Genomic DNA, 14,484 nt, shown 5'->3' with positions numbered 1-14,484 from the left:
GTGGCGAGGGAGCTTGTCGAGGCGTCGAACCGTCCCGCTGGACTGCGTAGCAGTCCCATTATTCTCTAACCAAGAACGGGGCCGCTTCGCGCCCCAGCGGGAGCAAGCTCCCTCGCCACGGATGAACATTCACCCCAGCCGCGCAGCTGCCCGCGCAACAATCTCCCCGCGCACTCTGCGTGACTCCACCGTGCGCTTGTTGGCTTCCTCCAGCACATGCCGGGGCGCCGTCTCCGGGCGGCCTGAGTCAAACGGTGGGGCCGGCGCGTATTCGATCTGCAGTTGTACCAGTTGCGCCGCCGCTTCGCTGTACAACTCCGCGGCCAGAGTCAGGGCAAAGTCGATGCCGGCGGTGATCCCGCCGCCGGTAAACAGGTTGCCGTCACGCACCACACGTTCCTGTACGGGAATAGCACCGAGCGGGGCGAGCAGGTGGTGGTAGGCCCAATGGGTGGTGGCCTTGCGACCGCGCAGTAACCCTGCCGCGCCCAATACCAATGAACCGGTGCACACCGAGGTCATGTAGCGCACTGTCTGTGCCTGGGCCTTGAGAAAATCCAGGGTTTGCGGGTCTTCCATCAACGGGCCCACACCGGCGCCGCCGGGTACGCAAAGCACATCCAGGTTCGGGCAGTCAGCATACGTGATGGTCGGCGTGAACACCAAGCCGGTGCTGGAGGTGATCGGTGCCAGGTCTTTCCACACCAGGTGCAGTTTCACGTCTGGCAGCGAACCGAGGACATCATAGGGGCCGGTAAGGTCCAGTTGCTGGATGCCGGGGAACAATAGAAAGCCGATCTGCAAGGTCATGATTCACGCTCCGAAAGGGATGGACGTCCTTACTGTAGAAGCCTAGGCTTTGGCGAATACGCCATTGAGCCCACTAATCTCGCCAATCATGCCAAAAATTATTCATGTGCTCGCGTTTGAGAATGCCCAGGTGCTCGATGTCACCGGGCCTCTACAAGTGTTCGCATCGGCTAACGATCTGGCGCGCCAACGTGGTTTGCCATTGCCCTACGCGGTCAACGTCATTGCTACTCAGGCTGGGCCGGTAATGACGTCGGCCGGCCTGGCGCTGCTGGCCGAGCCGCTGCCCGCCATTGACCAGCCCTGCGACACGCTGGTGATCGCCGGTGGCTGGGGGGTGTACGGTGTTGCCGAGGACCCGACGCTGGTGCAATGGGTGCGTGATAAATCCCGGCACACCCGGCGCATGGCTTCAGTGTGCACCGGGGCTTTTCTGCTGGCCGCCAGTGGTTTGCTCGATGGTTGCCGCGTGGCCACGCACTGGACGCGCTGTGAAGAACTGGCGCGCAAGTTCCCTGCGCTCACGGTGGAGGCCAATCCGATTTTCATCCAGCAAGGCGCGGTGTGGACGTCTGCTGGCGTGACCGCCGGGATCGACCTGTGCCTGGCCCTGGTAGAGGATGACCTGGGGCGTGCGATTGCCTTGGAGGTTGCGCGCCACCTGGTGGTGTTCCTCAAGCGCCCTGGCGGCCAGTCGCAGTTCAGCGTGACGTTATCCCTGCAAAAGAGCGACAGCCGCTTCGCCGAGCTGCATGCCTGGATCGCCGATAACCTGACGCTGGAGTTGAGCATCGCCACACTGGCGGCCCAGGCCGGTATGAGCGAGCGCAGCTTTGTGCGTCACTACCGCACCGAGACCGGCCAGACCCCGGCGCGGGCCGTGGAACTGATTCGCGTCGAAAACGCACGCCGGCAACTGGCAGACAGCACAACCTCCATCAAACGTATCGCCATGCAATGCGGTTTTGGCTGTGAAGAGACCTTGCGTCGCAGCTTTCTAAGGGCTTTGTCGGTGACGCCACAGGCGTATCGGGAGCGTTTTTCACCGCTCCAGTAGTTCCAGCAAAGCGTGAAGCGTGACCTGGGGCGCTTCCTGGAAAACATTGTGGCCAACGCCGGGCAACACCTGGCGGCGATAAAAGCCGCTGAAGTGCTCCACATCGTCATCCACAAGCGGCGGCGGGCCCACACCGTCGTCGGCCCCGCACAACGAAATGCTCGGTACCGAGATCGCCGGTTGTGGCACCAGCGCCTGCTCGATGGATTCCAGCGCGGGATCACCCGGCGCATACATGAAGCGATGGCGATACGAATGAATCACCACCTCGACAAAATCCGGGTTATCAAACGACGGCGCGGTCAGGGCGTAGCGGCTTGGCCCTTCGGCCCAGGACGGTGACCACAGCGTCCAGAGCAATTGGCAGAGTTCACGCCGGTTGGCCGTCAAACCATCGACCCCGCGCTGGGTGTGAAAGTAGTACTGATACCAGAGCCGGTGCTCTGTCTCAGGTGCCCGAGGTTTGAGCGACTGGCTGATGGCCTGGATGTTGTAGCCATCGCCGGTCACCAGGCCGCGTACCCGCTGCGGCCACAGCGCCGCCACAATACAGGCGGCGCGCCCACCCCAGTCAAAGCCGGCGAGGGTAGCTTGCGGGATGGCCAAGGCATCCATGAAGTCGAGCAAGTCCTTGGCCAGCGCCGCCTGTTGGCCGGAGCGCATCACTTGCGTGTTGATAAATCGCGTCGGGCCATAACCGCGTAAATACGGGACCAGTACCCGATAACCGCGTTCAGCCAGCACCGGTGCGATGTCGTCGTAGCCCCGAGGGTCGTAGGGGAAGCCATGCAACAGGATCACCGGTTCGCCATCGACGGGGCCGTGGGTTTCGTAAGCCACATCAAGCATGGTGGTGCGCACATACAGCAGTGCGGGTGGGGTGGTCAGGGTTGCCATACGGTTTTCTCCCCGCTGAGCTTGCGGTCCAGGAACGTTGCCGCACTGATCAATGCCAAATGGCTCAAGGCCTGGGGCGTGTTACCCAGGTGCCGGGCCTGGCTGTCGAACTCTTCGGCGTACAACCCCAGCGGGTTGGCGTAACGCAGCAACTGTTCGAATTCCAGATGGGCTTTTTCAACTTGCCCGGCGCGCGCCAGGCATTCGACGTACCAGAACGAGCAGGCGGCAAACGCGCCTTCGACGCCTTGCAGCCCATCGATCTGGCTGTCGTCATTGCGGTAGCGGTAGACCATGCCGTCACGCACCAGGCTTTTCTGGATCGCTTGCAGTGTCGACAGCCAGCGCGGGTCCGTGGCGGCGACAAAGCGCACCAGCGGCATCAACAGCATCGAACCGTCGAGGGCGGTGCTGCCGATATGCTGCACAAAATGCCCGCGCTCTTCGTTCCAGAAGTTCGTCCAGATGTCGGCGTAGATCGCCTGGCGCGTCTGGTCCCAGCGTGCGAACGGCGCTGGTAGTGAGCGTTTGGAGGCCAGGCGAATGGCACGGTCCAGGGCCACCCAGCACATCAGGCGTGAGTGCAGGAAGTGATGCTGCTCACCGCGCATTTCCCAGATGCCTACGTCTTTGTGGTTCCAGATCTCACACACCTGGTCGACCACTTCCACCGTGTGTTTCCAGCCTTGGTGGGAGATGGCTTCGCCGTATTTGTTCACCAGGTAAACCGCGTCCATCAGTTCGCCGTAGATATCCAGCTGGATCTGATCGAACGCCTCATTGCCCACCCGCACCGGTTGGGCGCCGCCGTGGCCGCTCAAGTGGTCGAGGGTGGTTTCCGGGAGTTCCTGGCGGCCGTCGATGCCGTACAGGATGTTGATCTTGGTCGGCTGGCCGCAGCAGTCGCTGACCCGGCCCCTGAGCCAGCGCATGTAGGCGTTGGCTTCCTCGACGAAACCCAGGCGCATGAACGCATAGACGGTGAACGAGGCATCGCGGATCCAGGTGTAGCGGTAGTCCCAGTTGCGTTCGCCGCCGGGCGTTTCCGGCAGCCCGAACGTGGCGGCGGCGATGATGGCGCCGTGTTTGCGCGAGGTCAAAAGTTTCAGCGCCAGGGCCGAGCGGTTGACCATCTCGCGCCAGCGCCCGCGGTAGTTGGATTGGCTGATCCAGCCGCGCCAGAATTTCAAGGTGCGCTCCAGGTAGAGGTCGGTACAGTCGTTGGTGACGCGCGCATCCTCCTGGCCGCCGAGGACAAACTCAGCGCCTTCCTCCTGGGCGAGGGTAAACGTGGCGAGGGCGGTGTTGTCTTGCAGGGTCAGCGGCTGGCTGCCGATCAGGCGCAGGCCGGGCTGGCCGCTGGCGGTGAACACTACACTGGCAGCGTCTGCCTTCGCTTCGGTGGCGGCCCGGGCATAGTCGTGGCGCACGGCGCAGCTCAGGTGGATAGTCGCCTTGCCACTGACCACCCGTACCCGCCTGATCAGCAAAGGCAGTTCATCGACGTTTTCGCTGACGGTCAGCAGGTCGGTGATCTCCACCACCGCTTCATCGCTCAGCCAGCGAGTCTGCAACACGTTGGTGTCGGGCAGGTAGATCTGCTCGCGGCGGGCGTTGGGCAGGTCCGGGGTAAGCTGAAACGTGCCGGCCTCGGGCGTGTCGAGCAATGCGCAGAACACCGAGGGGCTGTCGAATTCCGGCCAGCAGAAGAAGTCGATGCTGCCGCGGTCGTTCACCAGTGCCGCGCTGCGCATGTCGCCGATGATCCCGTGGGCATCGATGGCGCTTTGAGGTTCGTTCTTGAAATCAACCATTGCCACGAAACTCCGGATAAAGGCTCATGCCGCCATCAATGAACAGCGTGCTGCCAACCACATAATCAGAAGCGTCGCTGGCCAGCCACACCACGGCATTGGCCACGTCTTCGACGTCACCGACACGACCATAAGGAATCAATTTAAGCAGCTCTTGTTCTGCCGCGCCTTCGGTGGCCGCACGGTTGATCGCCGTGCGAATCGCCCCAGGCGCAATGCCATTGATACGGATGCGCTGTTCGCTGACTTCCTGAGCGAGGGTGCGCATCAGCATCTCCACGCCGCCCTTGGACGCCGCGTAATTCACATGCCCGGCCCAGGGGATGACTTGATGCACCGAACTCATATGGATGATTTTGCCGGCGGCCCGTGACACACCTTCGCGAATACCCTGGCGATTGAAGATACGCACCGCCGCCCGTGCGCAGAGGAACTGCCCGGTGAGGTTGACCCCAATCACGGTGTTCCAATCCTCAAGGGTCATATCCACCAGATTGGCATCTTTTTGCAGGCCGGAATTGGCCACCAGAATATCCAGATGGCCGAAGGCGTCGAGGGTTTGCGCGAACAGGCGTTCGACATCGGCCTCCTTGGACACATCGCCGCCAATCGCAAGCGCTCGGCCGCCGTTGGCATTGATCTGCGCGGCGAGGGCCTCCGCCGGTGCCGCCTGGGAGTTGTAGTTAAGCACCACCGCCGCGCCTGCTGCGGCCAAGGCTTTGGCCGCGCCCGCGCCAATACCGGAACTGGCCCCGGTGACCAGGGCCACTTGTTGCTGCAAGGAAATCTGCATCGCCCACCCACCGTTTTATGAGAGTCCTTCTTGCTGACTGGCGGCGGGGAGCGGAAGTTCACCCCCTGGCGCTTACGCCCAGCGCGGGCAAAAGCGCGACTTTGTCGTATGATGCTGAAAATAAAGGGCAATACAGGAAGCGATGGAATGCATGCGTGGGCCGATACCCGAGGGACGAAACTATTACTCAGCGGCGTATTAGCCGCTTTATCACTGATTCAGACAGCCTTGTGCGTCGCGGACAACAGCAATGGTAAGACGCTGTATTTACAGCGCTGCGCTGTGTGCCACGGGCCCGATATCAAAGGCACCGGGCCATTGGCTAAAAAAAGCAATCCGCAAACCCCGGACCTGACAACCGCCGCCTTCAAAAAACGACTCCATGATTATCCGGGCGTTATCGTCTCTTCGGTCATCCTTCGCCCCAACGGCAATCTGATCCCCAAGACGCTGCAAGACAATGGCGTAAAGATCGCGCCACATGCCTGGAGTGTTAAAGACTTTCGCGATTTGCATCAATACATGAGTGAGGTCATTTCGAACAAATAGTGAGTGGGCGATGGGCAGCAATTGCCCCGCTTAATAGGAAGCATTACTATTCACGCCCCGCCTCCCCAGTGCTCCCGCGATGACTCCTCAGCCGCCCCGCAGAACAGGCTTTTTCGAGCACTACGAAGAGTTGATCGGCACCTGGACACGTCGCCTGAGAAACCGTCAGCAGGCCGAAGACCTGGCGCACGACACCTTCGTGCGGGTGCTTGAGTCCGCTGCCTGCGAGGTGGCGCAGCCGCGCGCCTACCTGCATCAAACCGCGCGCAATATTGCGGTGGACGCCTACCGCCGCGAAGACCGCCGCGAGGCGTTGACGCAGCAGGCAGTTGATCACAGCACGCCTCACAGTGGCGACCCGGAGCATTACATGCACGCGATCCAGTTGGCCGACGCCATCGAGCGGGCGCTGGCCGAGTTGCCGCTCAACTGTCGCAGAATTTTCATCTGGCAGAAGATCGAAGGGCTCACCCAGCAAGAAATCGCCACACGCCTGGGGCTGTCTAAAAACATGGTGGAAAAGTATATGATCCGCACCCTGCGGCATCTGCGTGATCGTCTGGATGCGAGCGCGCCATGACCGGCTTTGAAACAGGATCTTCCACGATGGATAACCGTGTCCGTGATGAGGCCGCGCAGTGGTTTGTGCGCCTGCAAGACGGCCCATTGAGCGCCCAGGAACGTCAACGTTTCGATGCCTGGCGTGGAGCGCAGCCCGCGCATCAGTACGAAATCGATGTGCTGCAAGGGCTATGGAACGCTACGGATTTACTGCCCAAGGCCCGCTTGCAGGCGCTGGGCGATGCCCCGACCGAGCGCCTTGGGCGGCGTGCGCTGCTGCGTTATGCCGTGGCCGCCAGTGTGGTCGCCGTTGCAGTGGGTTTGAGTGTATTCAGCGTGTTTGAGCCTAAGTCCTACAATGCCGAATTCAGCACGCAAGTGGGCGAGCATCGCCAGGTGACTTTTCCCGACGGTTCCGTGATGGACCTCAACAGCCGCAGCGTGGTCGCGGTTCACTACGAAAAGGGCTGGCGAGGCGTGGAGCTAAAACAGGGCGAGGCGATGTTCAGCGTTCAGCATGACGCCGCCCGCCCCTTTGTAGTCGCCGCCGGGACAGGGCAGGTGACCGTTACCGGCACGCGCTTTGATGTGCGCCTGGATGCGGACCAGACCCGCGTGGCGGTCGAAGCCGGCACGGTCAAGGTGCAGGGCCAGGCGTCCGATCACATCGTCACGCTCACCGCCGGGCGTGGCACCCATGTCGATCCCCAAGGCCAAGTGGCAGCGGCTTACGCAGTGAACCCTGAAGAACTCACCGCGTGGCGCAGCGGTAAACTGGTGTTCAACAACGCCACCCTGAGTGAGGTGGCGTGGGAGGTGTCGCGCTACCGCGAGCAACCGCTGCGTGTCAGTACGGCAGCGGTGGGCAACCTGCGCCTGACCAGCGTTTTCAAATCCAGCGACACCGACGCCTTGCTCAAGGCCTTGCCCCACATCCTGCCGGTCGCCTTGCGCACCTTGCCGGACGGTAGCCAGGAAATTATTTCACGCTGACATTCAGGTTTTTTTCGAGTTCTTCGTCTTCTCCTGCAACTGCAACTGGTTTGCATTAACGGCCGCGCATGCTTGCGATCACAGGACTAGGTTCGACGTGAAAAAACTCGCCATCCACAACAATAAAATCTCTCGCTGGGCGCCTTTGGCCCTGGCCGTTGCCATCAGCACCGCACAGGCTGTCGAAGGCATCCACATCCGTGCCCAACCCCTGGGCGCAGCCTTGAGCCAGTTGGGCCAGCAGACCTCGCTGCAAGTGTTCTTCGGCCCCGATATGGTGGCCGGCAAGCAAGCCCCCGCGGTCGATGGTAACCTCTCGCCCGAACAAGCCCTGCGCCAATTGCTGCAAGGCAGTGGCCTGGATTACCAGATTGACGCCGGCTCCGTGACCTTGCGCCCGGTGATCAACGGCACCGGTGAAGCCGGCTCGCCGCTGGTGCTGGGTGTGACCGATATCAAGGTGGTAGGCGACTGGCTTGCCGACGCCGATGCCGAAGTGGTGCAGAACCATCCCGGCGCACGCACGGTCATTCGCCGCGAAGCCATGGTAGAGCAGGGCGCGATGAACGTCGGTGACGTCCTGCGCCGCGTGCCTGGCGTGCAAGTGCAGGAATCCAACGGCACCGGTGGCAGTGATATTTCCCTCAACGTCGGTGTACGCGGGCTGACGTCGCGCCTGTCGCCGCGCTCCACCGTGCTGATCGACGGCGTACCGGCGGCGTTCGCTCCCTACGGCCAGCCACAGCTCTCGATGGCGCCGATCTCTGCGGGTAACCTGGAAAGCATCGACGTTGTCCGTGGCGCGGGTTCGGTGCGTTATGGCCCACAGAACGTCGGCGGCGTGATCAACTTCGTAACCCGTGCGATCCCGCAAGACTTCTCCGGGGAAGTCGGCACCACCCTGCAAACCTCCGCCCACGGGGGCTGGAAACATGTGGAGAACGCCTTTGTCGGCGGCACGGCCGACAACGGTATCGGCGCCGCGCTGCTGTACTCAGGGGTCAACGGCAACGGTTACCGCAACAGCAACAACGGCAACGATATCGATGACGTGATCTTCAAGACCCACTGGGCGCCGACCGATCAAGACGATTTCTCGCTGAACTTCCACTACTACGATGCCAGCGCCGATATGCCCGGCGGCCTGACCCAGAAGCAGTTCGACGCCAACCCGTACCAGTCGGTTCGCGACTGGGACAACTTCAGCGGGCGCCGCAAGGACGTGTCCTTCAAGTACATCCGCCAGATCGACGACCGCACCCAGGCCGAAGTGCTGACGTACTATTCCGACAGTTTCCGGGGTAGCAACATTGCCAACCGCGACCTCAAGACCCTCAGCTCCTATCCGCGTACCTACTACACCTTCGGCATCGAGCCGCGTGTGTCCCATGTGTTCGACCTGGGGCCCAGTACCCAAGAAGTCAGTGTGGGTTATCGCTACCTCAAAGAGGGCATGCACGAGGAGGCCAGCAGCCTGAATCTGGTCAACAACGTGCCGACGCCGGGCGGGCAGAGCGACGGCCACGTATACCAGGACCGTACTGGGGGCACCGAAGCCAACGCCTTCTATATCGATAACAAAATCGATATCGGAAAATGGACCATCACCCCTGGTATTCGCTTCGAAGACATCCGCACCGAATGGCATGATCGTCCGGTCGTGGCCCTGAACGGCAAGCGTACCGAGGAAAAACGCCGCGAAGTCCACAACAACGAACCGCTGCCGGCGCTGAGCGTGATGTACCACGTGTCTGACGCATGGAAGCTGTTCGCCAACTACGAAACCTCCTTCGGCAGCCTGCAGTATTTCCAACTGGGCCAGGGCGGTACCGGCGACCAGACGGCCAACGGCCTGAACCCGGAAAAGGCCAAGACCTACGAGGTCGGTACGCGCTACAACGACAGCGTCTGGGGTGGCGAAGTGACGCTGTTTTACATCGACTTCTCGGATGAACTGCAATACGTCAGCAATGACGTGGGCTGGACCAACCTCGGCGCCACCAAGCACAGCGGTATCGAAGCATCGGCCCACTACGACCTGGCCAACCTCGACCCGCGCCTCGACGGCCTGACCGCCAACGCGGGCTTTACCTACACCAAGGCCACCTCCGAAGGTGATGTGCCGTTCAAGGGCCGTGACCTGCCACTGTATTCCCGCCAAGTGGCGACCCTGGGCCTGCGTTACGACGTCAACCACTGGACCCACAACCTTGACGTCTATGCCCAGTCCGGCCAACGTGCGCCGGGCACTGGCACCACCTACATCACCCAAGGCACTGCGGATGGCCAATACGGTGATATCCCAGGGTATGTCTCGGTCAACGTACGCAGTGGCTATGACTTTGGCGCGCAACTATCGAATCTGAAGTTGGGGGTGGGCGTAAAAAACATTTTCGACCAGCAGCATTACACGCGCTCCAGCGATAACAATGCCGGGTTATACCTGGGTGAGCCTCGCACGTTTTTCGTACAGGCAAGCGTGGGGTTCTGATCTGTAGTCGGTAGGAAAGATCGCAACCCCAGGGTTGCGATTTTTTTGCCTGGGTCAAGCGCTCTGTTCACTGATAACCGGCAGGCCACCCTCTGTTTCCTACATCGCCCCCGCACATATTATTGCTGGATCAGGAACTGATTCCGACGCAAAACCACACATGGGAAAGCTGATGGGCTTCGACATTGCGTTGGAGCGACAAGCTGAAAATCGCCCACTGTCATGGAGAAACGTATGTCGGTATCGATGTCGGATGCACCCGTCTCTGCGTCATCAACGCCTGACCTCTCACCGGCCAATGCCAAGGCCGAGATCAAAAATACCCGCCAGGCGCCTGCTACGCCTTCCTTCAATGGTCAGCAGGCTGCCCATGTGAATTTTCAAACCGGGGACAGCAAGGCCGGGCCTGTATTCAGTCATCACCAGTCGCCAACCACCGCGGCAGATGTGCTTGGGCATCACCACAACCCGCCGGCCATGCAGAACTTCCTGAGCCAACTCAAGCACTGGATCAGCCACTGGTTCTCTGGGCATCGGCCACCCATGCATCCTGGTTGTGGGCATCCGCCGCCACGGCCGAACCCAGGTTGCAGCAACCCGCCACCCAGGCCCAATCCCATTGAGAGCAATCCACCGCCACGACCCGACCCGACGGCCGGTCGACCGTATCCACCCGCGCCCGGCAGGCCTGATCCACAGTACTCCCTGAGGAGTAGTGAAGAGCTGGCGCAGCAACTGCGTGACAGCTTCAACGCCTTCAGAGACCGGAAGAACCCTCGTTCCATCAGTGTTGACAGCATTCTTGCGATGGCGAAAAGAGGGTACTCGCCTAACCCCGTCATGAACGAGAACATTCGCCTGGCCAATGAGCTGCTACGGCGTCCGGAGCTGATGGCCGCGTTGGACCGGCACGGTTCCACGGGCGCTCTGGATGGCCTTATCGACCGGCACAGCCTGAACGCGGTGATCAAAGGAGAAAACTACTTCAAATACAAGACCGACAAGGAACTGGCCGGCGAGCTGCTTGAGCATTTCGACGAGTTGAAGAACGGGAGCGGGGGGCCAAGCCTGAAAATCCGTGACCTGAAGAAGTTGGCCCGCCAGCCGCTTACCGGCGACGCGGCCAAGGACCATTTGATTCAGCTGTCCCAGGAAATACTCAAGCGCAGTGATGCGCTTGAGCGGATGGATAATCGCGCCAGTAAAGATGACGACGGAAAAATCAGCCGTACAGGACTGTACTTGTTGTCCCGCTGATCGTTCTTCGGCGCCGCCTCTCGAAGGCGGCGCCAGCCCTATATGTTTCAAGGAACGAATGACGCCCGATTGCCACATAGGTGGTATGCGGTTGTGATTTGGCACGCCGTTTTTCAGTTTCCAAATGAGGGAAACATATGACTTCAACCTCGTTTAATTCCCCAAAAACCGGCCCTCTCGAGCTTTTGCACGCTACCCAGTCAGCGAAACTGCAGATGTGTGAGGAGCGCGCACCCTCACTAAACCTTCCCTTTGCGTCGACCGAATATGAGGCCGAGGCGAGGCGCATGAAGGCTTATGCCGGCGAGCGCAAATTCCAGGCACCCGTTTCGGATGATTTTTCCCGGGGCCTGCTGGCGGACTGGCAAGGGGCGGGGGGCGACGGCGATTCATTGAAGGACACCGGCTTGATCAACAGCCTGGCAGGCTGGTGGCGTAGGCTAAAGCTGGATTGATCACGGTTTTACATGCTGTCATTGGTATTAGTCGTTCACGCGGAACTGTCGAGTCCATCCAACCACACATGAGGTGCCTGCCTGAGTGGAGTCTATTCGTTGATTTTGCCCATCGCGGCACAGATCACCCTGCGGATATACATCTGAAAAGAGTTGGAGAAAACCCATGACAATCGAGGGTGTAGTACCTTCCGGACGACCGCTCCCCCCCGACCTGCCGGCCGTACAATCAACCACGCCATCACCGGCCCCGGCCGCCCCCCCTGAAACCTGGCATGAAACCTCTTCTACGCCTCCGGCTGGAGGCCCGCACAAGCCCTTTCTGTTGCGCGCGACCTTGTCCGCTCTGCGTTATAGAGATTTGCAGAACCCTGTGACGCAACGGTCCAGCGGTACCCTGCCGGGTGAAAACTCAACGGACAACCAGTTGGCTAAAGCTTTGGAAAAGTCTTTCGGCCTGCTGCACTCGTTCTTAAATGATGGCCGCTTGACCTGGCTGTCCTTGCAGCGGATCGCCGCTCACCCTTTGGGTGAAAGCGAGGCGTTGGACAGCGCGATCCAGGTCGTCAGGGAAATTCTCAAGCGCCCGCGGTTAAGCGACGCGATCTTCAGCCGTGACGGCGATATCACGCGTGACAGCCTCAGTGCGGCAGCCCAGGCTTTGCAGGGCAACAGCTCTGCCAACGTGTTCAGCCAGGATCCATTTCATGCCCAAGGCAATGCCCAGGTGGTGGAGGCGCTGCAAAGCGAGTTTCCGAACCTGAGAGACAAGGCCATGGATCGAACCTACCTGTTTGAACCGTATCAGTACCTTGAAATAGCCAAGCTTCGGGTGGTTATGCAAGACCCGTATGAGGTTGATCAGCAGGGCGAGCCTGTGGTGGATACGTCTACGGGCATGCCCAAGTCCAAGTACAGCGAACTCTGTGTCTACACGGCGAAGAACATTATCGAGCGTCCGGGTTTGCTGCCGTCATTGGAGCGTGCCAGCGGCGCACGACTGTTTGGCCCGCCTCACAAGGAAGGCTGGCTCAGCAACAAAAACCTCGAACGCTGGCGGGAGCAGGATGATGCCCGTAAAACGCGCTGAAGTCTGGTTTACACCCTGAGGATCTTGCCACTGATGGCCACTGCCGCCAGCAACACTGCGACCAAGACGAAGGCGATATTCAAGCTGCTGCCATGGGCGATGAAACCGATCATGGCGGGGCCGGCGAGAATGCCGGCATAACCCAATGTGGTGATGGCCGGCACCGCAATATGTTCCGGCATGACTGTTTGTTTACCCACAGCGGTGTACAGCACCGGCACGATGTTCGAACAACCGGCGCCCACCAAGGCATACCCGAGCAACGCAGTTTCCCAGGCCGGCAATAGCGTCGCCAGAAGCAACCCACCACAGGCCAGCGTGCCACCGATCACGATCACTCGCGTGGCGCCCAGGCGTCGGACAATGGCATCACCGGTCAGGCGTCCAGCGGTCATGGTCAAGGCAAATGCCGCGTAGCCCAGGCCGGCGTAAGCCTCATCCAGACCGCGCTCAGCACTCAGGAACACCGCGCTCCAATCCAGAACGGCACCTTCAGCCAGGAACACGATGAAACACAGACAACCGATAAAAAACACTACGCCATGGGGCACCGCAAACGCCGGGCCCGAGCTCTCGCTGCCATAAGGCAACAGGTGGGGTGCGGCCTTCAACAGCGCCACAACCATGATAACAACCACCAGCAAAGTGGCCTGCAGTGGCGACAGGCCCAGCCCCAGCAAGCCGGCAACCCCCGCTGCGCCCACAATGCCCCCCAGGCTGAACAGACCATGGAAACCCGACATCATGGTTTTGCCGCTGGCGCGCTCAACGATCACCGCTTGCAGATTGACGGTGGAGTCCACGGTGCCCAGGCCCGCGCCAAACAGGAATAAACCTGCGATCAACAACGGGATCGAACTGACGGTGGCCAGCATCGGCAGGGCCAGGCAGATCATCAGTGTCCCTGCGGTCAGCACGCGTCGACAGCCATAACGCGAGGCCAGTACGCCCGCAACCGGCATCGCGATGATCGACCCCATCCCCAGGCATAACAGCAGCAGGCCAAGCGTGCCTTCGTTCAGATTCGCGCGCGCCTTGGCAAACGGCACCAACGGCGCCCAGGCCGCGATACCAAAACCTGCGATAAAAAAAGCGATGCGGGTCGACATCTGTTCCAGTCGCCCGGGAACCACGGGGGCAGGGGTGGGAATGGCAGTCATGAAAAATCCTTGGTTTGGCGTTCAACGAACGATGTCCGGCGCGACATCCTTGCACATCAGGCCCTCTCGAGCGAGCCGGGTTCCCTTGGTGTTACGGGGTGCGAGGCAATTTTTTTACAAACACGGAACGCTTTGACCACCGGTGACCACGTAGAAATGATCGAGCCTGTAGGAGGTGGGCTGGAAGGTGTGTAATCCCTGCGGGAGTGGCTGAACCCCAGGTTTCTTGCGGCGGATTACCACCTTCCAGATCACTTTCCACAGACTTGGCGTTCTGTAATATGCCGCAGTCTCGCTAGGTAGAGACGCTAGGCAATATCAGTGGGCAATTGCCATGCTGGGCGCTAAGAGGGGGGTATTGCTGTAAGGGAGGCCTGACGCCCCGCGATTCAAATGTGGGAGCTGGCTTGCCTGCGATGGCGGCCTGCCAGCCGATGCATATCTACCTGACACCCCACAATCAAACTGTGGGAGCGGGCTTGCTCGCGAAGGCGGCCTGACAGTCAACACAGTTGGATTGTGTACATATCCATTGCTGCGGTAACGGCCACCTAGGG

13 protein-coding genes are annotated in these 14,484 nt (G+C 60.6%); 8 read left to right on the top strand and 5 right to left on the bottom strand.

The window, feature by feature from the left end:
- Positions 1-129 precede the first annotated feature (129 nt).
- Positions 130-810: an isonitrile hydratase gene (inhA, locus tag TX24_RS08840; RefSeq protein WP_019818712.1), complete on the bottom strand. Its 681-nt coding sequence runs from the start codon at positions 808-810 to the stop codon at positions 130-132.
- 88 nt (positions 811-898) lie between these two features.
- Here inhA and TX24_RS08835 point away from each other — a divergent pair, with 88 nt between their 5' ends.
- Positions 899-1,867, top strand: coding sequence for a GlxA family transcriptional regulator (locus TX24_RS08835; protein WP_003190225.1), 969 nt, complete (start codon positions 899-901; stop codon positions 1,865-1,867).
- Here TX24_RS08835 and TX24_RS08830 read toward each other — a convergent pair.
- From TX24_RS08830 to TX24_RS08820, 3 genes are read right to left on the bottom strand one after another with little or no spacing between them, the layout of a single operon-like run.
- Positions 1,853-2,764: an alpha/beta fold hydrolase gene (locus TX24_RS08830; RefSeq protein ID WP_057710172.1), complete on the bottom strand. Its 912-nt coding sequence runs from the start codon at positions 2,762-2,764 to the stop codon at positions 1,853-1,855. The genes TX24_RS08835 and TX24_RS08830 overlap by 15 nt on opposite strands.
- On the bottom strand, positions 2,752-4,578 hold the full coding sequence (locus TX24_RS08825; RefSeq protein WP_003190228.1) for a glycoside hydrolase family 15 protein: 1,827 nt from the start codon (positions 4,576-4,578) through the stop codon (positions 2,752-2,754). Before TX24_RS08825 ends, TX24_RS08830 begins: the two co-directional genes overlap by 13 nt.
- Positions 4,571-5,371, bottom strand: a complete 801-nt coding sequence (locus tag TX24_RS08820) for a glucose 1-dehydrogenase (protein ID WP_003190230.1) — start codon at positions 5,369-5,371, stop codon at positions 4,571-4,573. The genes TX24_RS08825 and TX24_RS08820 overlap by 8 nt, the downstream gene beginning before the upstream one ends.
- A gap of 147 nt (positions 5,372-5,518) precedes the next feature.
- On the opposite strand from TX24_RS08820, the gene TX24_RS08815 reads away from it, so the two are divergent.
- From TX24_RS08815 to TX24_RS08780, 7 genes are all read left to right on the top strand, one after another.
- Positions 5,519-5,920, top strand: a complete 402-nt coding sequence (locus tag TX24_RS08815; protein WP_057710171.1) for a cytochrome c — start codon at positions 5,519-5,521, stop codon at positions 5,918-5,920.
- Positions 5,921-5,999: 79 nt separating this feature from the next.
- Positions 6,000-6,500, top strand: coding sequence for a sigma-70 family RNA polymerase sigma factor (locus TX24_RS08810; RefSeq protein ID WP_057710170.1), 501 nt, complete (start codon positions 6,000-6,002; stop codon positions 6,498-6,500).
- Positions 6,501-6,526: 26 nt separating this feature from the next.
- Positions 6,527-7,474, top strand: a complete 948-nt coding sequence (locus tag TX24_RS08805) for a FecR family protein (RefSeq protein ID WP_057710169.1) — start codon at positions 6,527-6,529, stop codon at positions 7,472-7,474.
- A 97-nt stretch (positions 7,475-7,571) separates the two neighbouring features.
- A complete protein-coding gene (locus tag TX24_RS08800) occupies positions 7,572-9,965 on the top strand; it encodes a TonB-dependent siderophore receptor (protein ID WP_057710168.1) in 2,394 nt (797 codons plus the stop codon).
- Positions 9,966-10,199: 234 nt separating this feature from the next.
- On the top strand, positions 10,200-11,222 hold the full coding sequence (locus tag TX24_RS32295; RefSeq protein WP_003190238.1) for a hypothetical protein: 1,023 nt from the start codon (positions 10,200-10,202) through the stop codon (positions 11,220-11,222).
- A 287-nt stretch (positions 11,223-11,509) separates the two neighbouring features.
- Positions 11,510-11,677 carry a type III secretion effector protein gene (locus TX24_RS31805; protein ID WP_120249165.1) on the top strand — a complete coding sequence of 56 codons (168 nt, stop codon included), beginning with the start codon at positions 11,510-11,512 and terminating at the stop codon, positions 11,675-11,677.
- A gap of 427 nt (positions 11,678-12,104) precedes the next feature.
- The gene (locus TX24_RS08780) at positions 12,105-12,767 is read left to right on the top strand and encodes a type III secretion effector protein (protein ID WP_232964750.1); all 663 of its coding nucleotides are present in this window, start codon (positions 12,105-12,107) and stop codon (positions 12,765-12,767) included.
- An 8-nt stretch (positions 12,768-12,775) separates the two neighbouring features.
- On the opposite strand, the gene TX24_RS08775 is transcribed toward TX24_RS08780, so the two are convergent.
- Positions 12,776-13,927, bottom strand: coding sequence for an MFS transporter (locus tag TX24_RS08775; protein ID WP_003190242.1), 1,152 nt, complete (start codon positions 13,925-13,927; stop codon positions 12,776-12,778).
- Between the last annotated feature and the right edge of the window lie 557 nt (positions 13,928-14,484).

This window comes from Pseudomonas lactis (assembly GCF_001439845.1).
In the GTDB taxonomy this organism is placed as follows: domain Bacteria; phylum Pseudomonadota; class Gammaproteobacteria; order Pseudomonadales; family Pseudomonadaceae; genus Aquipseudomonas; species Aquipseudomonas lactis.
Note: the sequence above shows the minus strand (reverse complement) of the source record. Positions and strands in the feature narration are given on the sequence as shown.